26 protein-coding genes are annotated in these 22872 nt (G+C 41.2%); 12 read left to right on the forward strand and 14 right to left on the reverse strand.

What is annotated here, in order from left to right; genetic code table 11:
* Nucleotides 1–2: 2 nt before the first annotated feature.
* From ABT310_RS09195 to ABT310_RS09205, 3 genes are all read right to left on the reverse strand, one after another.
* Nucleotides 3–1502 (reverse strand): G-D-S-L family lipolytic protein, encoded by a 1500-nt coding sequence (locus ABT310_RS09195; RefSeq protein WP_375323608.1) that lies wholly within the window; start codon nt 1500–1502, stop codon nt 3–5.
* 134 nt (nt 1503–1636) lie between these two features.
* Nucleotides 1637–2407 carry an alpha/beta fold hydrolase gene (locus ABT310_RS09200; protein WP_375323609.1) on the reverse strand — a complete coding sequence of 257 codons (771 nt, stop codon included), beginning with the start codon at nt 2405–2407 and terminating at the stop codon, nt 1637–1639.
* A complete protein-coding gene (locus ABT310_RS09205) occupies nt 2407–3123 on the reverse strand; it encodes a pyridoxine 5'-phosphate synthase (RefSeq protein WP_375323610.1) in 717 nt (238 codons plus the stop codon). The genes ABT310_RS09200 and ABT310_RS09205 overlap by 1 nt, the downstream gene beginning before the upstream one ends.
* Before the next feature lie 86 nt (nt 3124–3209).
* Here ABT310_RS09205 and ABT310_RS09210 point away from each other — a divergent pair, with 86 nt between their 5' ends.
* From ABT310_RS09210 to murI, 8 genes are all read left to right on the forward strand, one after another.
* A complete protein-coding gene (locus ABT310_RS09210; RefSeq protein ID WP_375323611.1) occupies nt 3210–3866 on the forward strand; it encodes a CBS domain-containing protein in 657 nt (218 codons plus the stop codon).
* A 1-nt stretch (nt 3867) separates the two neighbouring features.
* Entirely contained in the window at nt 3868–4749 is an 882-nt protein-coding gene (locus tag ABT310_RS09215) for an NAD kinase (RefSeq protein WP_375323612.1), read from the forward strand.
* Nucleotides 4750–4861: 112 nt separating this feature from the next.
* Nucleotides 4862–5545 (forward strand): DUF6089 family protein, encoded by a 684-nt coding sequence (locus ABT310_RS09220; protein WP_375323613.1) that lies wholly within the window; start codon nt 4862–4864, stop codon nt 5543–5545.
* 1 nt (nt 5546) lies between these two features.
* A complete protein-coding gene (locus tag ABT310_RS09225) occupies nt 5547–6287 on the forward strand; it encodes an isoprenyl transferase (RefSeq protein ID WP_375323614.1) in 741 nt (246 codons plus the stop codon).
* A complete protein-coding gene (locus ABT310_RS09230) occupies nt 6259–8928 on the forward strand; it encodes an outer membrane protein assembly factor (RefSeq protein WP_375323615.1) in 2670 nt (889 codons plus the stop codon). The genes ABT310_RS09225 and ABT310_RS09230 overlap by 29 nt, the downstream gene beginning before the upstream one ends.
* A gap of 98 nt (nt 8929–9026) precedes the next feature.
* On the forward strand, nt 9027–9860 hold the full coding sequence (locus tag ABT310_RS09235) for an OmpH family outer membrane protein (RefSeq protein ID WP_375323616.1): 834 nt from the start codon (nt 9027–9029) through the stop codon (nt 9858–9860).
* A gap of 49 nt (nt 9861–9909) precedes the next feature.
* Complete coding sequence (locus ABT310_RS09240; RefSeq protein WP_375323617.1) at nt 9910–10419, forward strand: OmpH family outer membrane protein; 510 nt, start codon at nt 9910–9912, stop codon at nt 10417–10419.
* An 86-nt stretch (nt 10420–10505) separates the two neighbouring features.
* Nucleotides 10506–11285: a glutamate racemase gene (gene murI, locus ABT310_RS09245; RefSeq protein WP_375323618.1), complete on the forward strand. Its 780-nt coding sequence runs from the start codon at nt 10506–10508 to the stop codon at nt 11283–11285.
* Between the two features lie 2 nt (nt 11286–11287).
* Here the strand turns inward: murI and ABT310_RS09250 are convergent, their stop codons facing one another.
* Nucleotides 11288–11779 (reverse strand): dihydrofolate reductase, encoded by a 492-nt coding sequence (locus ABT310_RS09250; protein WP_375323619.1) that lies wholly within the window; start codon nt 11777–11779, stop codon nt 11288–11290.
* A complete protein-coding gene (locus tag ABT310_RS09255) occupies nt 11779–12168 on the reverse strand; it encodes a 2TM domain-containing protein (protein WP_375323620.1) in 390 nt (129 codons plus the stop codon). The genes ABT310_RS09250 and ABT310_RS09255 overlap by 1 nt, the downstream gene beginning before the upstream one ends.
* Nucleotides 12169–12223: 55 nt before the next feature.
* On the opposite strand from ABT310_RS09255, the gene ABT310_RS09260 reads away from it, so the two are divergent.
* Nucleotides 12224–13318 carry an aminotransferase class V-fold PLP-dependent enzyme gene (locus ABT310_RS09260; protein WP_375323621.1) on the forward strand — a complete coding sequence of 365 codons (1095 nt, stop codon included), beginning with the start codon at nt 12224–12226 and terminating at the stop codon, nt 13316–13318.
* A gap of 142 nt (nt 13319–13460) precedes the next feature.
* On the forward strand, nt 13461–13757 hold the full coding sequence (locus ABT310_RS09265) for an isoamylase early set domain-containing protein (RefSeq protein WP_375323622.1): 297 nt from the start codon (nt 13461–13463) through the stop codon (nt 13755–13757).
* Between the two features lie 63 nt (nt 13758–13820).
* On the opposite strand, the gene ABT310_RS09270 is transcribed toward ABT310_RS09265, so the two are convergent.
* From ABT310_RS09270 to ABT310_RS09280, 3 genes are all read right to left on the reverse strand, one after another.
* A complete protein-coding gene (locus tag ABT310_RS09270) occupies nt 13821–14234 on the reverse strand; it encodes a Dabb family protein (RefSeq protein WP_375323623.1) in 414 nt (137 codons plus the stop codon).
* An 89-nt stretch (nt 14235–14323) separates the two neighbouring features.
* Nucleotides 14324–14872, reverse strand: a complete 549-nt coding sequence (locus ABT310_RS09275) for a hypothetical protein (protein ID WP_375323624.1) — start codon at nt 14870–14872, stop codon at nt 14324–14326.
* An 82-nt stretch (nt 14873–14954) separates the two neighbouring features.
* A complete protein-coding gene (locus ABT310_RS09280) occupies nt 14955–15725 on the reverse strand; it encodes a hypothetical protein (protein ID WP_375323625.1) in 771 nt (256 codons plus the stop codon).
* Nucleotides 15726–15879: 154 nt separating this feature from the next.
* On the opposite strand from ABT310_RS09280, the gene ABT310_RS09285 reads away from it, so the two are divergent.
* Nucleotides 15880–16086, forward strand: a complete 207-nt coding sequence (locus ABT310_RS09285) for a hypothetical protein (protein WP_375323626.1) — start codon at nt 15880–15882, stop codon at nt 16084–16086.
* A 151-nt stretch (nt 16087–16237) separates the two neighbouring features.
* On the opposite strand, the gene ABT310_RS09290 is transcribed toward ABT310_RS09285, so the two are convergent.
* The 6 genes from ABT310_RS09290 to ABT310_RS09315 form a co-directional block, all read right to left on the reverse strand.
* Nucleotides 16238–17062, reverse strand: coding sequence for a thymidylate synthase (locus tag ABT310_RS09290; RefSeq protein WP_375323627.1), 825 nt, complete (start codon nt 17060–17062; stop codon nt 16238–16240).
* Between the two features lie 193 nt (nt 17063–17255).
* Entirely contained in the window at nt 17256–17615 is a 360-nt protein-coding gene (locus ABT310_RS09295; RefSeq protein WP_375323628.1) for a four helix bundle protein, read from the reverse strand.
* 98 nt (nt 17616–17713) lie between these two features.
* Complete coding sequence (locus tag ABT310_RS09300) at nt 17714–19174, reverse strand: NupC/NupG family nucleoside CNT transporter (RefSeq protein ID WP_375323629.1); 1461 nt, start codon at nt 19172–19174, stop codon at nt 17714–17716.
* Between the two features lie 6 nt (nt 19175–19180).
* On the reverse strand, nt 19181–19810 hold the full coding sequence (locus ABT310_RS09305) for a bifunctional nuclease domain-containing protein (RefSeq protein WP_375323630.1): 630 nt from the start codon (nt 19808–19810) through the stop codon (nt 19181–19183).
* A gap of 89 nt (nt 19811–19899) precedes the next feature.
* Entirely contained in the window at nt 19900–20868 is a 969-nt protein-coding gene (locus ABT310_RS09310) for an electron transfer flavoprotein subunit alpha/FixB family protein (protein ID WP_375323631.1), read from the reverse strand.
* A gap of 13 nt (nt 20869–20881) precedes the next feature.
* On the reverse strand, nt 20882–21628 hold the full coding sequence (locus tag ABT310_RS09315) for an electron transfer flavoprotein subunit beta/FixA family protein (RefSeq protein ID WP_375323632.1): 747 nt from the start codon (nt 21626–21628) through the stop codon (nt 20882–20884).
* 168 nt (nt 21629–21796) lie between these two features.
* On the opposite strand from ABT310_RS09315, the gene ABT310_RS09320 reads away from it, so the two are divergent.
* Complete coding sequence (locus ABT310_RS09320; protein WP_375323633.1) at nt 21797–22774, forward strand: pyruvate dehydrogenase complex E1 component subunit beta; 978 nt, start codon at nt 21797–21799, stop codon at nt 22772–22774.
* The last annotated feature ends 98 nt before the right edge of the window (nt 22775–22872 follow it).

The following is a 22872-nucleotide window of genomic DNA, read 5'->3' on the forward strand; positions in this document are numbered from 1 at the left end:
GCTTAGTTAATATATAGCCCGGTATAATCCAATGGATTGACGCCGGGTAATTCTGATCCGTATTTTTCTTCAATGGCATCTATAAAAGCGTTGGCCAAAATAGCATATCCTCTTGGCGCAGGGTGAACACCATCCAAAGAAAATCCACCTCCGGTGGCAAATGTAGCAGTAACCACGCTGCCATCCGCTTGTTGGAAACCATTTGCATTCAGCTCTGCCAATAGTGAATTTACATCTACAAAAGCTAGGTCGTAAGCACTTGCCAAGGTCGCAATGGTTTGATTATATGCTGTCAATGCATTTTCAACCAGAGTTTGCTCTTCTGGTGTTAATACCCATTTATCCGCTAAAGGAACCGCAACACCATTTATGGAAGTTGGGTTCGCTGGATCTGCCAAGGTTCCGATAAAAGAACTAGAGGTCAATACCAAAAGGTCTTCTGCCGTGGCTTGTCTCATGTTGATCAATGCTGGGTTAAATCCTGTTAGATCAGTTAAGTCTTCATCAATGATCACAACGGCATTGCCTTCTCCTGCTGAAAAGGAAATGGTTCTTTTTGCCAATTCAGCTTCGGAGATAATGTTTAATTGTTGTAATTGGGCCAAACCGGCATTGTAAGCCCCGTAGGCTGCTTCACTATTTAAATAGGCAGCTGTGGCAGCATCCAACGGAATTGGATTATGCGGAACGGTGGTGAAATAAGGAACGTCTGTTACGTTCGGAAGGTTTGCGATTACACCATCGGCACCATTTGCTGTCATGGTTTGTAAAATTCCATCAAGTACGGAAGCAAATACGTTAGGGTCTGTAATGTCATTTCTAGAATAGGTGCTTGGGTCCAAGTTACCTGTTTGGTCAACTCCCGTTCCTCCGCCTGTGGCGTAAAGTAAAATATCGTTTGAACCTACCCATAAAGAAAAGAAGGTAGCTCCTTGTGTAGCTGCATCGCCAATTACTGTAGCGGATTCTGACGAAGAAATACGTGCAAAATAAGGATTGGCCGCACCCATTGCCACACCGGCAACGCTGCCATAACCCGGAGCCAATAGTTCATAACTTTTAGCGCCAGGAATTCCCATATTATTAAAAGGTCCGCTTAATTTGTTGGACACCTCTGTGGTGCCCTGACCCGCAACTGGAGTAGGAGCAGGGCCATCTGCTGCAAATGCAAGATAAAGTCTGTTTCCTGTAATGGGTGTTCCTCCCAGGGTCATTCCTCCTAGGTTGTCTGCCATAAAAGGGATTTCAAAACTACCTCCGCCAACCAAAGCAAAATTGCTGGCCAGCATATTGGGCAGTGATGCAGTTTGTCCATCAATAAATAAGGCATTATCCGAGAATCCTGCGGTTAATGAATTTCCTACGGCAACATATTTGGTAAAATCTGCCGAGCCGGCACTATATTCTGGAGTTGGTTCTGGATTTTCAACTATGGGGGTGTCATCTTCACATGCAAACAAGAATAAGCCTAGTATTGGAAGTAGGGCATAAAACTTTTTCATATATATAAGCAGTTAGAGTTTGTTTTTGTTAATCTTAAGGTAAATTCAGTATGAACCAAATCTATATTAAATTTGTTATACAGGCAATAAAATGGGTAAAAAAATTATGCATGCATAATAAAAAGGGGGTGATTTTAAGAATTTAGAAATCGTAGGCTCTTTTCAAAAAACTGTTTTGGATTTTCTGCATGAAGCCAATGCCCTGCTTTATCTATGGTTTCAATTTCTGAATTTGGGAAGTGTTTTTTGATTTCTGGATAGTCGTTTGGCATGATGTATTCGGACCTGTCACCTCGTAAAAATAAACTGGGGCCTTCGTAGATAGCTGTAGGGGAAATATTCTCCCCGATTTCGCTCATTTTGTTTTTCAAAACATCAAAATTGAAACGGAAACCTAGCTTGCCTTGTTCTACCCAATATAGATTTTTGAGCAAAAACATTCTGATGCCCATATCTTTGATGTGTTTCGCGAGTTCTTCATCCGCTTCACGACGGTTGGAGACTTCATCAAAATCCAATTTGGACAGTCCGTTGAATATAAAATCGTGGTGAGGAGGGTAAAACTTGGGTGCTATGTCGGCCACGATTAACTTCTTTACCCTTTCTGGATGGGAGGTCGCCAATTGCATGGCTGTTTTCCCACCCATGGAGTGTCCAAGTACATAGGCTGAATCAATTCCCTGATGGTCCATATAATTGATGACGTCCTTACTGAGGAGTTCGTAATCAAAATCGGGTGAATGAAAACTTTTACCATGGTTGCGCTGGTCTACCAAATGAACGTGAAAACCATTTTCGGCATATTGAGAACCCAAGGTTTTCCAATTGTCCGACATGCCTAAAAATCCATGTAGAATGATAAAAGGTTTGCCCTCTCCCAATATTTTTGAATGCAATAGCTCCATTATTTTAAGCGGTGTAAGTACATATTAATTACATTTTCCAATCCCATATAAAGCGACTCGCAGATCAATGCGTGACCAATGGAAACTTCCAAGAGGTGTGGAATATGTTCTCTAAAGAATTTAATGTTGTCCAGACTTAGGTCGTGCCCGGCATTGATTCCTAACCCAAGTTGGTGTGCCATTTCGGCAGCCTCTGCAAAAAGTTTTACGCTTTCTTCCTTGTTGCCTTTGGCAAATTCATCTGCAAAACTTTCTGTGTACAATTCAATGCGGTCGGTACCAGTTTCTGCAGCACCTTTTACCATTTCAATATCGGGGTCTACAAATATGGAGGTCCTAATTCCGTTATCCTTAAAGGTTTTGATCACATCGACCAAAAAGTCCTTGTGTTTTAGGGTGTCCCAACCGGCATTGGAGGTAATGGCATCCTCGGCATCGGGTACCAAAGTTACCTGGGTGGGCTTAACTTCTAACACCAAATCGATGAATTTAGGGACAGGATTACCTTCAATATTGAATTCAGTGGTCACTACATTTTTTAGGTCACGTGCATCTTGGTAGCGAATGTGTCGCTCATCGGGTCTCGGGTGGATTGTAATGCCTTGTGCGCCAAAGGATTCTATGTCTTTTGTGGCTTCGATTAAATTAGGAACATTGCCGCCTCTAGAATTTCGCAATGTGGCCAGCTTATTTATGTTGACACTTAACTTTGTCATGGAGTTCTTTTTTAGATTGTCAAAAATAAGAATTCGGCATGCCTTTTGCCATTTATAATTAGTATTTTGCACTTAATAGCTGAGATATGTATATCCACGATAAAATTATCAATACAGTGCCCATATTTGAGGTTTCCGAAACCTTAAAGGATGTTATTGCCCTTTTTGAGGAGACTACCTATTCACATGTGGCCGTTACTGAAAATGGGGTTTATTTGGGCTTGTTGTCCGAAAACGATCTCGCTTGCTTTGAACCCGAAAAGGCCATTGAGGATTTTCGTTATGAGTTGGAGCATTTTTTTGTGAGAAAGGAGACTTCGTGGTTGGATGTATTGGAGATGTTCTCTAGGAACGAAGCCAATCTGCTGCCCATTTTAGATAAGGATCAATTGGTGCTGGGCTATTATAGTCTGGACGATATTGTGGATGTGTTTATAGATACCCCATTTTTTAAAGAACCTGGGGCCATTTTGGTGGTTTCCATTGGGGTGAAGGATTATTCGTTTAGTGAGATGGCGCAGATTGTGGAAAGCAATAATGCGCGATTATTGGGTGCGTTTATCACCAATGCCGAAAATGATTTGGTTCAAATTACCTTAAAAATTGGGACCCAGAATATGAATGAGGTGGCACAAACCTTTAGGCGATACAACTACACCATTGAGTACGGCAATAGCGATGATCAATTTTTGGAAGATTTGAAACAGCGTTCCGACTATCTCGAAAAATATCTTAACGTTTAGCATGAAAGTAGCCATTTACGGTCAAACTTTTCAAGAAGAGGATAAGCAATGTGTGGAAGAGCTTTTGGATGAACTCAAAAAGCACCATGCCACCATTTATGTGGAGGAAGGCTTTAATAAACTGGTTTCCAAAATTACCAAAGGACACATTAAGGGGGAGTTTGACCAAACCAAAGGTTTGGATCGCTTTTTTGATATGTTCATCAGTTTTGGTGGCGATGGAACCATGCTGCGAGCCGTAACCTATGTAAAGGATTTAGGAATTCCAATTGTTGGGGTGAACACCGGAAGATTGGGGTTTTTATCCACCTTTAAAAAGGAAAATGTACGCAAATTGGTCACCGAGTTTGTGGCTGGTCATTATACCGTGGAGCAACGTAGTTTGGTCGAAGTGGACTTGAATTCAGATACGGATGAATTCAATGGACTCAATTTTGCATTGAATGAAATCACTGTGAGCAGAAAGGATACCACTTCCATGATCACTGTGGAAACTTGGTTAAACGATGAATATTTAACCTCGTATTGGTCGGATGGACTTATCGTTTCTACACCAACAGGTTCCACAGGCTACTCTTTAAGTTGCGGTGGACCGGTCATTGAGCCCTCAGCCAAATCGTTGGTGTTGACGCCTATTGCACCACATAATTTAAACGCCCGTCCGTTGGTCATTGCAGATAATACCAAAATTCGCCTTAAAGTATCAGGTAGGGAACAGACCCATTTGGTATCTCTGGATTCCAGAATCGCCGATATTCCCAATGGAAAGGAAATTTGTATCCAAAAATCCGATTTCACCATCAAAATGATTGAATATAAATCCGAAAGCTTTTTAAAAACACTGCGCAATAAATTGCTTTGGGGAGAAGACCGACGCAATTGAGTACATCCCAAACAATAAAAGAGGCGAAAATCTGTTTAACAAAGGAGTACAATTATAAATCAGTGTTTATTGACCTTCCTTTACTCTTAATTACTGAAATTTAGTGGATAAAATGCGGATAGTTTTAGCGGTTTTTCTGTGCTTTGTGATCAAGGTCAGCGCGCAAACCTACGAGATTGGTGTATTTGCCGGGGGCGTTAACATGATCGGTGATGTGGGAAGGACAAATTACCTTTTGCCAACGGGACCTGCTTTTGGAGGAATTTTTAAATGGAATGCAGGAAAGCGATATGCATGGAGAGCCAGTGTAACCTACGGTAGTTTTACTGCTGACGATACAAAATCACACATGCAATCCAGGCAACAGCGGGGATATGTGGTGGATAATTCGGTAATGGAGTTCTCGGCTGGACTCGAAATCAACTTTGTTGAATATAATCTTCATAAGCTCGGACCTGCCTTTACACCCTACTTATACACGGGTTTAACCTACTTCAGGTACGATTTTAATTATATTGATGCCCTTCAAGTGCAGGATATTAACCAAAAAGAAGGTAGTTTTGCAATTCCAATGACGGTTGGGGCTAAGTATCGTTTAAATCGATTTTTGATTCTAGGAGCCGAAATTGGGGCCAGATATACTTTTACGGACAATTTGGACGCGAGTAACCCTGAAGGTTCCAATTTTGAGCAATTTCGTTTCGGGAATTTATTGAGCGACGACTGGTACGTCTTTTCAGGTTTAACTTTGACGTATACCTTTGGACGAAAACCCTGCCAGGATTGTTTTCAATAAAATGTACACGCTAGAAGACGTTAACAAAGACAAATTACCAAAACACGTTGCCGTAATCATGGACGGTAACGGCCGTTGGGCCAAACAACGAGGGAAACTTCGTATGTTCGGTCACGAAAATGGCGTGGATGCGGTAAACAAGACCGTAGAAAGCTGCGCCAAGCTTCAAATTCCCTTTTTAACCCTATACGCTTTCTCCACAGAAAATTGGAATCGACCCCAAGTGGAGATAGATACCCTTATGAAATTGTTGGTTACCGCTTTAAAGCGGGAATTGAAAACCTTGAACAAGCACAATATAAGGTTAAGAGCCATTGGAAAAATAGATACGTTGCCCGAAAAAGCTTATAAAGAGCTTACTGAGGTCATGTCCAAAACAGAAAATAATACAGGTATGACGTTGACCCTCGCATTGAGCTATGGGTCACGTGAAGAAATAAAAACTGCAGTTCAGGAGATTGCGGTCAAAGTTAAAAATAATATAATTTCGCCCGAAAATATTGATGAAGCGGTTATAAATACACATCTTTACGCGCACTTTTTGCCTGATGTAGACCTACTTATACGCACAAGCGGTGAATGTAGGATCAGTAATTTTTTACTTTGGCAGATTGCATACGCTGAATTATATTTTATTGATGTATTTTGGCCGGATTTTACAGAACATCATTTGGTAGAAGCCATATTAAGTTACCAAAATAGAGAACGAAGATTTGGAAAAACTAGCGAACAACTCACTTAAAGGTATTGCAAACGCTTTACGCACCCACCTTAAAATTATAATTCCCCTACTGCTATTCTCGGTTCAGGGCTTTGCCCAGGAAACCAATTTAGAAGATGGCAAGGACTATATTTTAGGTGGACTTACCGTTACAGGACTGCAAAGTTACAACGAGCAAACCGTGGTCACTTATACAGGACTTCGTGTGGGACAGCCTATTAAAGTGCCTGGCGACGAAATTAGTGCAGTGATCAAAAAACTGTGGAATCTGGATTTGTTCAGCAATGTAGAAATGTACTATACCAAAATAGAAGGCGACAAAATCTTTTTGGAGTTGAACATTTTGGAACGTCCTACCCTAAACAATGTAACCGTTTATGGGGTTAAAAAACGTAAGGTTGAGGAAATCATCGACGATACCGACCTGAAAAAAGGAAAGAAAATCACCGAGAGCTTAATCGCCAACACCAAAAACTTCCTTCAGAATAAATACAAAAAACAAGGGTATCTCAATGCTAATGTTAACATAGCCACCGTTGCGGATACTTCTGGCACCAACACCCAAAACATGGTGGTCAATGTTAAAAAGGGTGATAAGGTCAAGGTTAGGCAAATCAACTTTATCGGTAATGAGAAGCTTTCCGATAAAAGATTGAAAAAATCTTTAAAAAATACCAAGAAGAGAAAGCTTTTCCGTTTTTGGAAAAAGTCAAAATATATTGAAGCTGATTTTCAAGAAGACCTTGATAAATTAATAGAGACCTATGCCGAAAGAGGATATAGGGATGCAAGGGTGCTTTCAGACACTTTTGTAAAAGTGGATGAAAAGAGCATAGACCTTTCCATTACTGTTGAGGAAGGAGATAGATACTACTTTGGTGATATCGACTTTATCGGGAATACAGTTTACTCCGATAGGGTATTGTCCCAAGTTTTGGGAATAAAAAAAGGAGACACTTATAATGGTGTATTGTTAAAGGAAAGAGTGGCCGATGCAGGTGACCCTGATGCCAACGACATTACCAACCTTTATCAGAACAATGGTTACTTGTTTTCAACCATTAACCCGGTTGAAGTTTCTGCAGTAAACGACACCATCGATTTTGAAATACGGATCATTGAAGGAAAAGAGACCTTTTTGGATCACGTAACCGTAACAGGAAATGATAAAACCAACGACCACGTAATCTTTAGGGAATTACGTACCCGTCCCGGCCAAAAATATAGTAAGTCCAATATTGTACGTAGTATTCGCGAATTGGGTCAAATGGGCTTTTTCGATGCAGAACAAATTGTTCCGGACATTCAAAACCCTGACCCCAATGCAGGTACCGTGGACATTAATTATAGCTTGGTGGAATCCGGTTCCAGTCAAATTGAGCTGCAAGGTGGATTTGGTGGTGGTGGTTTCATCGGTACTTTGGGACTTTCCTTTAGCAACTTCTCGCTTAAAAATATTTTCAACAAAGAAGCTTATCAACCAGTTCCAATGGGAGATGGTCAAACATTCGCTTTGCGTTTGCAGGCCAGTAGAACTTTTAGGGTGTATAGCTTAAACTTCTCAGAACCTTGGTTGGGAGGTAGAAAACCAGTAAGATTTAACCTTTCATTGTCAAGAACCCAACAATTTGCGACCGGTTACACCAACAATGGAAGATTGGATGTGGATAAATCCAGAGGTTTTGCCATCACCGGAGTATCTGCAGGATTGGCGAAGAGGGTGCAATGGCCAGATGACTTCTTCACCATTTCGCATTCCGTAAGTTATCAATTGTACGATTTTAACGATTACAATAGTGGATTGTTCAACTTTGGTAATGGTAGCTCCAATTCCTTGAGCTATACCTTGGGTATTTCCAGAAGCTCCCAGGGGCCAAGCAGAATTTTCCCAATGACAGGTTCTAATTTTGAGGTGACAGCCAAAATGACCCCTCCATATTCCTTGTTCAGTGGAAAAGATTACAAGCAATTAAAGGAAGATATTGATGACACCACAAGAAGATTGTTGGAGCTTGGTGATGATACAACAACCGAAGGACAGTTGGAGCGTGAGCGTTTGAGCAGGGACTTGGAACGCTTGGAAGAAGAGCGTTTTAAACTATTGGAATATTTTAAAATTAAATTTAAGGGCGACTGGTATACCCCCATAGTGGGTAAATTGGTATTGAGAACCAATGCAGAATTCGGATTCTTGGGTGCCTATAACCACGATATCGGGAATGTTCCTTTTGAGCGTTTTTATGTTGGAGGTGATGGTCTAGGAAACTTTACCTTGGATGGTAGGGATGTGGTTCAGTTGCGAGGTTATGACAACCAATCTTTGACTCCCTACAGTGTCAACCCTATTACGGGTAGACAGGAGCAAGATGGAGGGACCATTTACAATAAGTTCTCAATGGAATTACGTTATCCGCTTACCTTGAAGCCTTCAGCTTCCATATATGCTCTATCTTTTTTAGAAGCAGGTAACGCGTTCAACAATTTTAGTGAGTTTAATCCGTTTGAATTAAAAAGATCTGCCGGAGTGGGGCTACGTATTTTTATGCCGGCATTCGGACTCTTGGGGATTGATTTTGGTTACGGATTCGATACGGACTCCAGACCAGGATCGGTTGGACCAAGCGGCTGGCAAACGCACTTCATCATCGGGCAGCAGTTTTAATCAATGGAAAAGCGTGACTTAATAATCTGTAATCCCTTCATTTAAAAGGATTTGATTAATTTGGCACGATATTTTCTATGTAAAATGCGGAAACAAAGATGAATTCAAAAGTTCTTTTATCCTTAATTGTTTTGATGACGTCCTTTTATGGAATTTCCCAAAGGGGTGTGCGGATAGGATACGTGGATATGGAATATATCCTCGAAAATGTTGAGGAATATAGGGATGCTACCGAGCAATTAAATGCCAAAGCTGAAAAGTGGAAGCAGGAGATTGATTTGAAACAAAGCGTTGTGGAGCAGATGAAAAAGGACCTAATGGCCGAAAAAGTACTGCTTACCGACGAGTTGATTGCCGAGCGCGAAGAAGAGATCCAGATCTTGGAAAAAGAAATGTTGGATTACCAACAAGATCGTTTTGGCCCACGAGGTGATTTGGTGTTGCAAAAGCAGTTATTGATTCAGCCCATCCAAGACCAAGTTTTTAACGAGGTCCAGAAAATCGGAGCCAATAAAAGATACGATTTTATTTTTGATAAATCGGCAGATGTTGTAATGTTGTACTCCGAAAAAAGGCACGATATCAGTGACTTGGTGTTGCGGGAGATAGGTAGGACGAGAAAAATAAGCGCATCGAACAGAAAGCAAGAGGAACAAAGCCGATTGGAGAAGTTTGAGGCCGAAGAGGAAGAAGCCGATAAGGAGATCAGCGATGCCCTGAGAGAACGACAACAAAATGCTGCTGAAGCGCAAGCCGAACGGGAAAAACAAGCAGAAGCAGATAGAGCGGAAAAACTGCGTTTGAGGGAAGAACGCAAGAAAGCATACGAAGAAAGAAGACAAAAATTATTGGAAGAGCGCGAAGCCAAACGAAAAGCCAAATTGGAAGAACGAAAAAAAGCGCAAGAACAACAGAAAGATTCAATAGGATAAAGTATATTGAACCACTAAATTAAAAGTCAAAATAGTAACGTAGAGAATCATGAAAAATGTAAAAAGGATAGCAGTAGCACTTGTTTTGTTTGTAGCGGCTACTGGATTTGTTAATGCTCAGAGTAAGGTTGCACACATCAATGTTCAGCAGTTGTTAACAGATATGCCGGAGATGAAGGCTGCACAAGCTGAATTGAAGAAATTACAGGAAACGTACAGAGCAGATATTCAAAGCTCCATGACCGAGCTTCAAAACAAATACACTCAATACCAAAACGAAGCTACTTCCAAAACAAGAGAAGAAAACGAGCAAAGAGCCGTTGAGCTTCAAGGATTCGAGAAAAACATTCAGGAAGCTGAACAAGCTGCCATGCAGGAAATGCAGAAAAAGCAACAAGAGTTGTTTGCTCCTATTTCCGATAAGGCAAAAGCAGCCATCGAAAAAGTGGCCGCCGCACAAGGTTATGACTACGTAATCGATGCTAGCCCAGGATTGAGCTTGATCGTGGCAAAAGGCCCAGACTTATTGTCAGCTGTAAAACAAGAATTAGGATTCTAATCCCAATTTTTTAAAAGAATTAAAAACCGCTTTTCGTAAAAAAGCGGTTTTTTTGTGGGTAAAATTCAAAGTAGCTAATTTTAAACATGGTCAAACCCATAGGTGTTTTTGATTCAGGAGTAGGAGGAACCTCCATTTGGAAGGAAGTGGCAATAATGCTTCCGCAGGAAAGTACCATTTATTTGGCCGATAGTGCCAATGCACCCTATGGAGAGAAATCCAAGGAAGACATTCTTCATCTCAGCATAAAGAATACCGAATTCCTGTTGAATAAAGGGTGTAAATTGATTGTAGTGGCCTGCAATACCGCTACAACCAATGCCATCGATTACCTTAGGGAAAACTACCCCGTTCCTTTTATTGGAATAGAGCCCGCCATAAAACCGGCAGCATTGCACACCAAGACCAAAAAAATAGGGGTCTTGGCCACCAAAGGCACCTTGTCGAGTAGTTTGTTCCACAATACTTCTAAGCTTTATGCCGAAGGTATAACGGTGCTGGAACAAGAAGGCAAGGGACTGGTAAAATTAATAGAAGCAGGAGATGTGGTATCAAATGAAATGAAAACCCTGCTCAAACAATTTTTAGACCCCATGTTGGAGCAAAATATCGATTGTTTGGTATTGGGGTGCACCCATTATCCCTATTTGATTCCTGTACTTAAAGAAATGTTGCCATCAAATATCACCATTATTGATTCGGGAGAGGCGGTGGCAAGGCAAACCAAGGCCGTTTTGCAGCAAAACAAGCTGTTGGCGGAAGCACATCAAGCTCCTTCTCACATTTTTTACAGCAATAAGGATATTTCTGTACTGGAGAAATTGGTCAATACACCTACTGCCCAAATTTCCTATTTGGAGTTTTAATTCTATTTTCTGCGATAGGTCAAATACGTAAAACCGTATTGGTGCCTTTCATCTTTGGGGTGATGTTCTTCCTTTACCAATTCCCATTCGTTTAAATCGATTTCTGGAAAAAAAGCATCGGCTTCAAAAGATTCATGAACTCGGGTCAATTCTATATCCGTGGCCACAGCCATCGATTGTTTGTAGATTTCTCCCCCGCCAATTATAAATGCCGTTTCATTGGGCAATACTAAATCAATGGCCGCGTCCAAAGAATGCACAATGGTGCAAGGAAATTTAGGGGTGTAATTGGTATCTCGGGTTATGGCGATATGGGTACGATTGGGCAATGGCTTTGGGAAGCTCTCCAAGGTCTTTCTGCCCATAATAATCTTATGCCCCGTGGTAATCGCCTTAAATCGCTTAAAATCGTCTGGAAGGTGCCACACCAAGTCATTGTCCTTGCCCAGGGCATTGTTTTCACCTGCTGCGGCAATAATAATCAATTGCTTCACTACTCTTTTTTTTTATTGATTTTGGAAAGAGGGAAATCCGTTTCAATTTCTTTTTGGATCTCGGCTATTTTTTTCTTTTGAAGGGCCACCAATCGTTCCCGTTGTTTGCGTTCCCAATCCTGCCCCATAAATTTTTGGGTCACAAAAACATTAAAGGCGTGCAAGCAGAGGAAAAACAACCACACAAGAACAATCCAAACCGACCAATCATGCGGTTCACCGTATTTTAAAACCTTATTGGCCAGAATTAAAAAGATGCTTCCAATCAAAAAGACCACAAAATGAGTAAACAGCTTTTTCTTTTGGGAAATGCGTTTTTGGGCATGCTCCAAAAGTTCATGTTGTTCCAAATCAATTTTAGGCTTCTTCTTTTTTCCGAATGAAAACATGGAATGGCTATCTTTATAAACAAAGATAAAGTAAATAGATTCAAAGCCATTTGTAATGCAGCACCTAAGAAAAAAATTCCCCGTACTCAACCAAAGTATCTATGCCAATACCGCCTCTGCAGGACTTTTAAGTGAAGATTTGATGGAGTGGAGGCAAGGACACGATTTGGATTATTTGATTGGTGGCAGTGATATGAAGAACAAAGGGTTTGCCCATATGCCGGAAATCAAAAAAACGGTGGGGAAGTTTTTCCATTGCAAGCCGGAAAATGTGGCTTTGGTGCCGAATTTTAGTCTAGGGTTCAACCTTTTGTTGGAAGGAATGCCGAAGACGAAAAAAGTATTGTTGCTCAACAATGATTATCCATCGGTAAACTGGCCATTCGAAACCCGCAATTTTGACCGCGCCTATGTGGATATCGACGAACAAATGGAAGAACGCATTTATGAAAAGGTAAAAACAGAAAACGTAGATGTTTTTGTGCTCAGCTTGGTGCAGTGGGTAAATGGTGTCCGTATTGATTTTGACTTTTTGAAAAAGCTTAAAAATGATTTTCCCAATCTAATGATCATTGCCGATGGCACCCAATATTGTGGCATGGAACCTTTCAACTTTGAAAAATCCGGCATCGATATTCTAGGTGCCAGTGCCTATAAATGGTTGTTGGCCGGTTATGGCAACGGATTTTTCTTGGTTAAAGATGAAATCAAAGACCAGTTTGATTTGAAAGGAATAGGAAATGGTTCCGTGAATAATGATGCTTCCAAGCGCAACAGCATTTCCTTTTGTAAATTTTTGGAGCCGGGCCATTTGGATTCCTTTAACTTTGGTAGTTTGGAATTTGCTCTTGACTTTTTGGATGAAATAGGTCAGGAACACATTCAGTCACAATTGCAAAAGCTTTCCAAAAAGGGAATGGAGACCTTTTCGGAATTGGGACTTTTGGAACCGTTGATCAACAAGAGAAAACAGCACAGCACCATCTTCAGCATTAAAGGAGATGAGAAATTATTTGATAAACTGGTAGCTGAGAATGTGGTGGCTTCTCTTAGGGGCGGGGGCATTCGATTAAGTTTTCATTTTTACAATACAGAAGAAGAAATAGATGTGATTGGAACACTTCTAAAACGCTGGTCTTCAAAAGGATAATTGGTAAAATTCCATAAAAAAAATTGATAAAAGTAACCCTAGGGTCAGCTGGATTTTATCAAATTGATAAATCGATGCTAACTTGTTGTAAGTAAATGGTTTTATGTATTGTTTTGTACCGGAATTAAAATTATTTGGTACCATGGCAATTAAAAAACAATACTTAAAGAGCAAGCCTGTTTGCAAAGTAACATTCACTGTTCCAGCAGACGAGGCAAAGACTGTTGCTGTAGTTGGGGATTTCAATAAATGGAACCCAAAGAAGAGCAGCTTGACGAAACTTAAAAACGGAACCTTTAAAGGTACGTTCGATCTACCTGTGGAAAACAGTTACGAGTTTAGATATTTGATCGACGGCACCTATACCAACGATGCCGAAGCCGATCGTTACCAATGGAACGATTATGCCGGCACTGAAAACGCCGTTTTAGAACTTTAAAATGGAATCGCCGTCGGGAGTTCCCCAAGCCTCGGTGGCGACTTTTTTTAGTTTTAGCCCCAATTATTTTGTCCAATAATCCACTACCAGCACATCGGCAATATGTGGACCAGCCACAGCGCCAAAAGCTTTGTGCTCAGGATGTGGAAGGTAGGCGTCCCTGTCCTCTTCTGAATCAAAAGTTAAAAAATAACAGTGGGTCATCCCTTTGTTTAAGCCTTCTGGACTATTGTTCAGGCCCCATTCGTAATCTTTTATCACATCTATTTTAGAAGGCAAAGCATTAAAGGCCTCTTCAACTTGTTTTATATCTGCCTCGCTTGAGGTTTCTTTGAACTTGAACAAAACTACATGGCGTAATTTACTGGAACTGGTTTCGGTATCTTTCACGTTGTGGGTACTTTCTGGTTGATGTGTAGGAATGCTAAATGCTACCAAAAATAAAATAAGGCATAGCGTGCTTAGTGCAGTTTTCATAAATATGTGCTTTAAAGGTTATGGATTGATTTCGTCTAATTTAACACAAAATACCGTCAATTAATTAGTTGTAATCCATGTTGTAGCGTTTAATTGCGTAATGGAAAGGTAAGTCCTATGGCAAAAGCGCCCGCAAATTGTTCCACGGAGGGTTGCAGATAATAAGCCAAGCCAATATCCACATTATGGTCAGGTCCAAGCTCCAGCCCCAACGCAATGGGGATGTGGTAAATGATGCCGCTTTTATCTATGGATTCAAAAAAGGTATAGGTTTTAAAGGAACCTATGGAAGTACCTATACCACCCTCAATATAAGGGGCAATCCAAGGAATGGGAGCTCGTAACCTTGCCTTGCCTCCCATTAAAAAGGCTTTGCTTTCGGTAAATTCTTCACCTGGATTGGCATTGGCATTTGTAAAAATGAAACCAGCATATGGTCTAAATTCAACCCACGACGCAGCTTTCAAAATCAATTCTCCCTGCGCAAAAAAACCATCGTTCGCAACATTGCTCCAAGTGTCGTAGGGAGCTGTAATGGCGTATCCGATTTGCACACTGAGTGATTTTTCTTTAATGAATTGCGCTTTTACAGCATAAGAAGCCATTAAGCAGCCAAGAATAAGAAAGGATTTTTTCATGAGGTTGGTTTGTGTGGTTTTGTACTTACTAAGTTATAAATTCCTCGTTATCCTTATTAAAAAAGTAATGGCTACCCGTAAATTATTTTTTGGTGCCCAATAGATATAAAATAACCCCTGGGCCCGATTTCACCTTACCAATTTCCCAATTAAAATTTTCTTTCCCAGTGAGGGAATCCACCAACTCTTGCATTTCTTTTACGGAGTAGGTTCTTAACGAGGAAACAACCCCATCCCACAAAACAAACAGTGGAACTATGGGAATAAAATAGGTAAAAAGAATACGTCCCCATTTAAATGGTCTGATGAACGGAGTGGTGAGCAATACGCTCAGCGGTGAAAAAAGCATGGCTAAAATACTGGGAAAACTTCTCTCCTGGGCTTCAAAAATGGCAATGGAGCTGTTGGAATCGACCGCATTTTGTAAAATTTGCTTTGCATCTTCGGGTTTAAAATGATGAAAGGACAAAAATTGGGTGCGTAACCCCTTTAAATCCTGGGGAACATTTCGAGCGTCCACAGGAGTTGCAATGTATTCAAAATTGTTGGTTTGTGATTTGGTGTGTTCGAAAGCCGAAAGGTTGGGATAAAAATCGGTGAGGGTTATTTTTAAATCAGAAACCTGTTTTTTTAATTCAGAGTTCAGCCAAAGCAGTCCGCCGCCACCGCCAGAACCCAAATCAATAATTTGGTGGGTGCCACTATTTTCCAACCCTTTTAAGATAATGTGGACAATGGGCTTGTACATTTTGGTTTTATTTGACAAAAACTGAAGAAAATCCGTGCCGTAGTTCCTTAAAAATGATGGGAACCATTTTTGGTCTTCAAATTCGAATAGGAGGAGGCGTCCCATGATTTGATTTTAGTGGTGCCTAACCAATGATGGTTAGAAATAACGTTGCTCTAAATTAACATAAAATCTAGTAAACAAACCCTTTAACTTTCTTGAGTCCAAGGTCATAATTTAATATGACGCTTTATTTATTCGGCTGGAGTACATTTGAACAATGACCAGAAAGGATAGAATTTTTTTGGATTTATTTGAAGAAGCTTATGCTTCTCCTGAGGAACTTGCCGAAGTTGTACAATTGGGAATGGAAATGCTTTTTTATGTGGAAGAGGGGAGTTTTTCTCGAACAGAAATTCAAAATGTTGCAACAGCTTTGAATAGAATTAGGAAAGAGTTGAGTAATAGTAAGCAGAATGAAGAATGAAAAATGAAAACCTCTCTAATAAGAGCAGTATTATGCTTACTCAAACTGATTTCTCATCACCCTGAACTTGTTTCAGGGTCTCAAAAACTTTCCACAATTGAATGCGATACTGAAACGAGTTCAGCATGACATTGATTTTTTTTTGCTAAAATTACACCGCAACCATACCCTTAATATGAGGATGTGGGTCGTAGTTCAACAACTCAAAATCGTCAAAAGTAAAATCAAAAATATCTTTTACTTCTGGGTTGATTTTCATGGTGGGCAAGGGGCGAGGATCTCGACTCAATTGCAGTTCCACTTGCTCCATGTGGTTGTTGTAAATGTGGGCATCACCAAAGGTGTGGATAAAATCTCCGGGTTGGTAGCCACACACTTGGGCCATCATCATTGTAAACAAGGCGTAGGAAGCAATATTAAAAGGAACTCCTAAAAATATGTCCGCACTACGTTGGTACAACTGGCAAGAAAGTTTGCCATCGGCCACATAAAACTGGAAAAAAGCGTGACACGGAGGTAAGGCCGCTTTTCCATTCGCCACATTCTCCGCAAAAGAAACTGAAGTATCGGGCAAAACACTTGGATTCCATGCAGAAACCAACATCCTACGACTGTTCGGATTGTTTTTCAGGGTGTCGATAACCTCTTTGATCTGGTCGATTTCCTCGCTGTTCCAATTACGCCATTGATGTCCATAAACGGGGCCAAGGTCGCCATTTTCATCGGCCCACTCGTTCCAAATACGTACACCATTTTCTTGAAGGTAGGCAATGTTGGTATCCCCTTTTAAAAACCACAACAGTTCATGGATAATTGATTTTAGGTGCAATTTTTTGGTGGTCACCATGGGGAAACCTTCGGAAAGGTCGAACCGCATCTGGTATCCAAAAACACTCAAGGTTCCTGTGCCTGTACGGTCACCTTTTTGGTTTCCGTGCTCCAATACATGTTTTAGAAGGTCGTGGTATTGTTTCATGCTGTCTAGTTCATTTTAAATGTCATTTCGAACGAATGGAATGAGAAGAAATCTAAGACATTTCAATTGAGCTCGATGTGACAAAAAATCAATCCATCGAAATTACCTTAAAGCGTAGTTTTTTGAAACAGAAAATATAAAGACTTATGAAAAGTTTATTAACCAAGTTGGTTTTGGGTTGAAGGATCAAAGGTTAAGGGGCAGCCATAGTGTATTTGATTAGTGAAGCGATTTTACGTTGAAGTTTCTGGATGTCTCTGATGATTGGGCTTGTTTTTTCAAAGGAAAGAAGATTTAAATCCTCGCAAAGTATAACATGGCTTTCCAATTCGTATGCAGACCCGAGGCTAATTTGAAGAAATCGGGCAAAATCTTTATTTGAATATTTGCTGCACCTCTCCGCAATATTCGCTGGAATAGAAATGGACGCTCTTTGAATCTGCGAGACTAGTCCGAATTTTTCAGATTCAGGCAATAATTTTGAAATGGAGTACACCTCCTTTGCCAAGATTCTGGAATCTTGCCAAACGTTTAATTCTCGAAAATTTCGCATAACAATGTTAGCTTTAAATTATCGAGGTTGATATGTTTTAATTGAAATTTTATTTATCCTTTGACCTTTCACCCTTAACCCAGTGACCTTTTACCCATCTACCCTAAGATCATCCCCGCGATAGTGGCTGAAAGCAAAGATGCTAAAGAACCACCCAAAACGGCTTTCATTCCGAATTCGGATAAGGTTTTGCGTTGACCCGGTGCCAAAGAGCCAATACCCCCAATTTGAATACCAATGGAAGCAAAGTTGGCAAATCCACAAAGCATGTAAGTGGCCATGATTACCGATTTATTATAAGTGAAGTGTACTCCACTGGCCACATTTTTAAGGTCGGCCAATTGAATGTAGCCTACAAATTCGCTTGCGGCCAATTTAATTCCGAGGAGCTGTCCCATGAGCATGATGTCTTCGTTGGCAACCCCAATCAGCCACATCAATGGGGCAAAGATGGTACCCAAAATGGCTTCTATTGAAAAGTTTTCATAAGGAGAGTTGGCAGCGATCCAATTGTTGAGGGAGCTCCAATCCCCGACCCAGCCCAAAATTCCATTGATCATGGCAATAAAGGCCACAAATACCAAAAGCATAGCGCCAACGTTCAAGGCCAATTTCAATCCTTCCGTGGTTCCGTTGGCAATGGCATCCAAGATATTGGAACCAATTTTTTCGGCGGAAACGGTAACGTCCGTATTCACTTTTTCTGTTTGTGGATATAGAATTTTTGAAATAACAATGGCCCCAGGCGCGGCCATAACGGAAGCAGCCAAAAGGTGTTTCGCAAATACCAATCGCAGCGCCGGGTCATCTCCTCCCAAAAACCCAATGTAGGCGGCCAAAACGGCGCCAGCTACGGTGGCCATTCCACCGATCATCACCAAAAGGATTTCGGAACGGTTCATTTTTTCCAAATAGGCTTTAATGAGCAATGGTGCTTCCGTTTGTCCCAAAAAAATATTTCCTGCAACGGATAGACTTTCTGCCCCAGAGATGCCCAATGATTTGGATAGCAGCCAGGCCATCCATTTTACCACCACCTGAATCACTCCTAAATAATAGAGAACAGAAGTTAAAGCGGAGAAAAACACAATGGTAGGCAGCACTTGAAAGGCAAAAATGTAGCCAAAAGTGTCCATGTCGACGACCAAACCTTCAAACAGGAATTGACTTCCTGCTCTGGTGTAATCCAAAATGCTGACAAATACGGCACCAACTTTTTCAAAAGCGTACTGAACAAAAGAGATTTTCAATACCCCAATAGCAATCAAAACTTGCAATGAAAGACCAATCCCTACCGTTTTCCAATTGATGGCCTTGCGGTTGGAGCTGAACAAAAAGGAAATCAGAATCAAAACAGCCATTCCCAATGCCCCTCGGAGCAAAGTGCTTACAGAAAACCCTTGGTTGGGAATAATTTCTGCAGATTGTGCAGTGGTAATTTCCTCGACCATGGTAGAACCGATGGTTACGTTCAAGGAATCTGCGGGTATGGAACTTTGGCCGAAAGCGACCGAACAAATGAGTAAAAGTATCAGGAAACTTTGGGTCTTTTTCGCCATGTAAGTTTATTTGCGCTTGGAAATTTCGTCCCTTAATTTGGCAGCCTTTTCGTAGTCTTCGTTGGCCACTGCCTTATCCAATTCTTTGTGTAGTTCCTCTAGGGACAACTCACGATACCCTTGGGCTTCGGCGCCGGATTCAATCTCCACGGTTTCCCCTTCTTGAAGGATTTCGTCCACTACAATACTATCATCCTCATCTTCTTCTTTTTCTTTGGAAGAAAATTTCAGGAAGATTCCTGCCTTGTCCAAAATGGTTTTATAGGTGAAAATAGGGGCGTCAAAACGAAGCGCCAAAGCAATGGCATCGCTGGTTCGCGCATCAATGATTTCCTCAATATTTTCGCGTTCGCAGATAATGCTGGAGTAAAATACCCCATCGACCAATTTATGGATGATGACCTGCTTTACCACTATTTGAAATCGATCCGCAAAATTCTTGAACAGATCGTGGGTCAAAGGTCTTGGTGGTTTTATCTCTTTTTCCAATGCAATGGCAATTGACTGTGCTTCAAAAGCGCCAATGACAATGGGTAATTTTCGGTCTCCCTCTACTTCGTTTAAAATAAGGGCATACGCGCCATTTTGTGTTTGACTGTATGATATTCCCTTTATTTTTAATCGTACTAAGCTCATATTATCCTCCTAAAACAAAAAAGGCTGTTCAAATAAGTGACATAACCAGTTATCTGAACAGCCCCTTGCAATGGGCAAATTAACAAAATTTAAGCGTTTTGGGCTTTAAATTCCTTTAATTTTTCGATGAGTTCGGGCACTACCTCGAAGGCATCGCCAACTATTCCGTAATCCGCAGCTTTAAAGAATGGAGCCTCTGGGTCGTTATTGATAACCACTTTGACTTTGGAGGCACTTACACCTGCCAAATGTTGAATGGCTCCTGAAATACCAATAGCGATGTACAAGTTGCTTGCCACGGGTTTTCCTGTTTGGCCCACGTGCTCGCTGTGCGGTCGCCACCCTAAATCTGAAACGGGCTTGGAACAAGCAGTTGCGGCGCCTAAAACTTCGGCCAATTCTTCAACCATGCCCCAGTTTTCTGGACCTTTAAGGCCACGACCACCAGATACCACAATATCGGCATCGGCAATGGTCACTTTTCCAGCCACTCGATCCACTTCTACAGACTTTACTGCAAAATCACCTTCAGCCAAAGTAGGGTTGAAATCTTCAACGGATGCAGAAACGGCATTTTCCGTTACACCAAAAGCGTTGTTGGAAACCCCAATGATCTTGATATCGGATGAGATTTCGGTGTGTGCGAAACCTTTGTTACTAAAAGCAGTTCTTTTTACCACAAATGGGGAGGTGCTATCGGGAGCAGCCATGACATTCGGAGCATATCCAGCACCTAATTTAGCAGCTAGAATGGGAGCCAAATATTTGGTGTCTGCCGTAGAACTTAAAATGACCACCTTGGCATCCTCCGCCTTTACAGCCTGTGCCAATACATCTGCATAGGCTTTGGCGCTGAAAGCGGAAAGAGCATCATCGGATACTCTTAAAACTTTGGAAACGCCATAAGTGCCCAACGCAGCATTGTCTTCTGCATTAAAGGCAACGGCAGTAACGGTTGTGCCTAATTCCTGTGCCACTTTATGTGCGTAAGAGGCTACTTCGAAGGCATTTTTTTTGAATTTTCCCTTTAGGGATTCGGTATATACTAATACTGACATAATTTTTTCTTGTTTAGATCACTTTCGCTTCGTTGTGCAATAGTTCGACCAATTCTCCTACGTTGCCCGCATCGACCAATTTAACTGGTCCTTTGGCGGCAGGTTTGTCAAACTTTTGGTCTTGGGTAGGTTGGGAAGCATCTACGGGCTCCACCACGTTCAACGCTTTTTTGCGCGCCATCATAATTCCTCTCATGTTCGGAATTTTGAGGTCACTCTCTTCAACCAATCCTTTTTGACCTCCAATAACCAAGGGTAGGGAAGTGCTTAATTTTTCTTTTCCGCCATCAATTTCGCGAATGGCTGTAGCTGTGGTGCCATCAATTTCCAATCCGATGCACATGTTCACAAAGTTCATGTCCAAAAGGGTAGCAAGAATACCAGGAACCATCCCGCCGTTGTAATCAATGGATTCACGTCCAGCAATTACAAGGTCATAACCACCGTTTTTCACCACTTCGGCCAATTGTTGGGCTACATAAAAACCATCTTTAGGCTCGGCATTTACACGAATGGCCTCGTCGGCACCAATGGCCAAGGCTTTTCTAATGGTTGGTTCGGTCTGAGCGCCACCCACAGTGGCCACATGAACCGTTGCGCCTTGCTTTTCTTTGAACCACATGGCACGCGTTAATCCAAATTCATCATTGGGATTAATCACAAATTGCACCCCGTTTGTGTCAAACTTGGTGTCGCCTTCCGTAAAATTGATTTTGGAAGTAGTATCCGGTACGTTGCTAATGCAAACTAAAATCTTCATATATACTTTAGGTTTATCTGCTCAAATATAAATATAAAATATGAAATTTATTATGCATGCATAATAAATTTTGTTGTTTTTTTTGGTTTCAGGCAAGGTAATGTTCGTCTACTTTTTGCTATTTTTGCTTGCGTTTTTAAGCACACCAACTAATTTTAGTACGATTCAATGAAAACATTACAGTTTAGGGAAGCCATTGCGGAGGCAATGTCCGAAGAAATGCGCAGAGATGATACCATTTATTTAATGGGTGAAGAGGTAGCCGAATACAACGGAGCCTATAAAGCTTCAAAAGGAATGTTGGACGAATTTGGGCCGGAGCGTGTGCTGGATACCCCAATTTCGGAGTTGGGCTTTTCTGGAATCGGAGTTGGTTCTGCCATGAACGGAAATAGGCCTATCATAGAATTTATGACGTTCAACTTCTCCTTGGTGGGAATTGATCAAATTATAAACAACGCTGCAAAAATCCGTCAAATGTCGGCAGGTCAATTTAATTGTCCTATCGTATTTAGAGGGCCAACAGCCTCTGCAGGTCAGTTGGCAGCAACGCATTCCCAAGCTTTTGAAAGCTGGTACGCAAACTGTCCTGGTTTAAAAGTGGTGGTGCCCTCCAACCCTGCCGATGCAAAAGGATTGTTGAAAGCTGCCATCCGTGATGATGACCCCGTTATTTTTATGGAGTCGGAGCAGATGTACGGAGATAAAGGTGAGGTGCCAGAAGGCGAGTACACCATTCCATTGGGTGTGGCCGACATCAAAAGAGAAGGTACCGATGTAACCATAGTTTCTTTCGGAAAAATTATCAAAGAAGCTTATAAAGCTGCAGATGAATTGGAGAAAGAAGGCATCAGTTGCGAGATCATTGATTTGAGAACTGTACGTCCAATGGACCATGAAGCCATTTTGAAATCCGTAAAGAAAACCAACAGAATGGTGATTTTGGAAGAGGCTTGGCCATTTGGTAACGTAGCTACCGAAATTATTTACCATGTACAGGACAAGGCATTTGATTATTTGGATGCCCCAATCGTAAAATTGAACACTGCAGATACACCAGCACCTTACTCACCAGTGCTTTTGGCTGAATGGTTGCCAAACGCTGATGATGTGATCAAGGCTGTTAAAAAGGTGTTATATAAGTAGTAAAATCATATTTGTAAGGTATATTAGCCCTGTCAACACAGTTGATGGGGCTTTTTTTTGGGAACAATTTTTTGATAACTAATTCATTTAATCCAAAT

Source organism: Flagellimonas cixiensis (genome assembly GCF_042134615.1).
Classification (GTDB): domain Bacteria; phylum Bacteroidota; class Bacteroidia; order Flavobacteriales; family Flavobacteriaceae; genus Flagellimonas; species Flagellimonas cixiensis.

Excerpts from the sequence above, each read along its gene's own strand:
- ABT310_RS09195 (WP_375323608.1), bottom strand. The coding sequence starts at position 1,502 with ATGAAAAAGTTTTATGCCCTACTTCCAATACTAGGCTTATTCTTGTTT.
- ABT310_RS09200 (WP_375323609.1), bottom strand. The coding sequence starts at position 2,407 with ATGGAGCTATTGCATTCAAAAATATTGGGAGAGGGCAAACCTTTTATC.
- ABT310_RS09205 (WP_375323610.1), bottom strand. The coding sequence starts at position 3,123 with ATGACAAAGTTAAGTGTCAACATAAATAAGCTGGCCACATTGCGAAAT.
- ABT310_RS09210 (WP_375323611.1), top strand. The coding sequence starts at position 3,210 with ATGTATATCCACGATAAAATTATCAATACAGTGCCCATATTTGAGGTT.
- ABT310_RS09215 (WP_375323612.1), top strand. The coding sequence starts at position 3,868 with ATGAAAGTAGCCATTTACGGTCAAACTTTTCAAGAAGAGGATAAGCAA.
- ABT310_RS09220 (WP_375323613.1), top strand. The coding sequence starts at position 4,862 with ATGCGGATAGTTTTAGCGGTTTTTCTGTGCTTTGTGATCAAGGTCAGC.
- ABT310_RS09225 (WP_375323614.1), top strand. The coding sequence starts at position 5,547 with ATGTACACGCTAGAAGACGTTAACAAAGACAAATTACCAAAACACGTT.
- ABT310_RS09235 (WP_375323616.1), top strand. The coding sequence starts at position 9,027 with ATGAATTCAAAAGTTCTTTTATCCTTAATTGTTTTGATGACGTCCTTT.
- ABT310_RS09240 (WP_375323617.1), top strand. The coding sequence starts at position 9,910 with ATGAAAAATGTAAAAAGGATAGCAGTAGCACTTGTTTTGTTTGTAGCG.
- murI (WP_375323618.1), top strand. The coding sequence starts at position 10,506 with ATGGTCAAACCCATAGGTGTTTTTGATTCAGGAGTAGGAGGAACCTCC.
- ABT310_RS09255 (WP_375323620.1), bottom strand. The coding sequence starts at position 12,168 with ATGTTTTCATTCGGAAAAAAGAAGAAGCCTAAAATTGATTTGGAACAA.
- ABT310_RS09260 (WP_375323621.1), top strand. The coding sequence starts at position 12,224 with ATGCAGCACCTAAGAAAAAAATTCCCCGTACTCAACCAAAGTATCTAT.
- ABT310_RS09265 (WP_375323622.1), top strand. The coding sequence starts at position 13,461 with ATGGCAATTAAAAAACAATACTTAAAGAGCAAGCCTGTTTGCAAAGTA.
- ABT310_RS09270 (WP_375323623.1), bottom strand. The coding sequence starts at position 14,234 with ATGAAAACTGCACTAAGCACGCTATGCCTTATTTTATTTTTGGTAGCA.
- ABT310_RS09275 (WP_375323624.1), bottom strand. The coding sequence starts at position 14,872 with ATGAAAAAATCCTTTCTTATTCTTGGCTGCTTAATGGCTTCTTATGCT.
- ABT310_RS09280 (WP_375323625.1), bottom strand. The coding sequence starts at position 15,725 with ATGGGACGCCTCCTCCTATTCGAATTTGAAGACCAAAAATGGTTCCCA.
- ABT310_RS09285 (WP_375323626.1), top strand. The coding sequence starts at position 15,880 with ATGACCAGAAAGGATAGAATTTTTTTGGATTTATTTGAAGAAGCTTAT.
- ABT310_RS09290 (WP_375323627.1), bottom strand. The coding sequence starts at position 17,062 with ATGAAACAATACCACGACCTTCTAAAACATGTATTGGAGCACGGAAAC.
- ABT310_RS09295 (WP_375323628.1), bottom strand. The coding sequence starts at position 17,615 with ATGCGAAATTTTCGAGAATTAAACGTTTGGCAAGATTCCAGAATCTTG.
- ABT310_RS09300 (WP_375323629.1), bottom strand. The coding sequence starts at position 19,174 with ATGGCGAAAAAGACCCAAAGTTTCCTGATACTTTTACTCATTTGTTCG.
- ABT310_RS09305 (WP_375323630.1), bottom strand. The coding sequence starts at position 19,810 with ATGAGCTTAGTACGATTAAAAATAAAGGGAATATCATACAGTCAAACA.
- ABT310_RS09310 (WP_375323631.1), bottom strand. The coding sequence starts at position 20,868 with ATGTCAGTATTAGTATATACCGAATCCCTAAAGGGAAAATTCAAAAAA.
- ABT310_RS09315 (WP_375323632.1), bottom strand. The coding sequence starts at position 21,628 with ATGAAGATTTTAGTTTGCATTAGCAACGTACCGGATACTACTTCCAAA.
- ABT310_RS09320 (WP_375323633.1), top strand. The coding sequence starts at position 21,797 with ATGAAAACATTACAGTTTAGGGAAGCCATTGCGGAGGCAATGTCCGAA.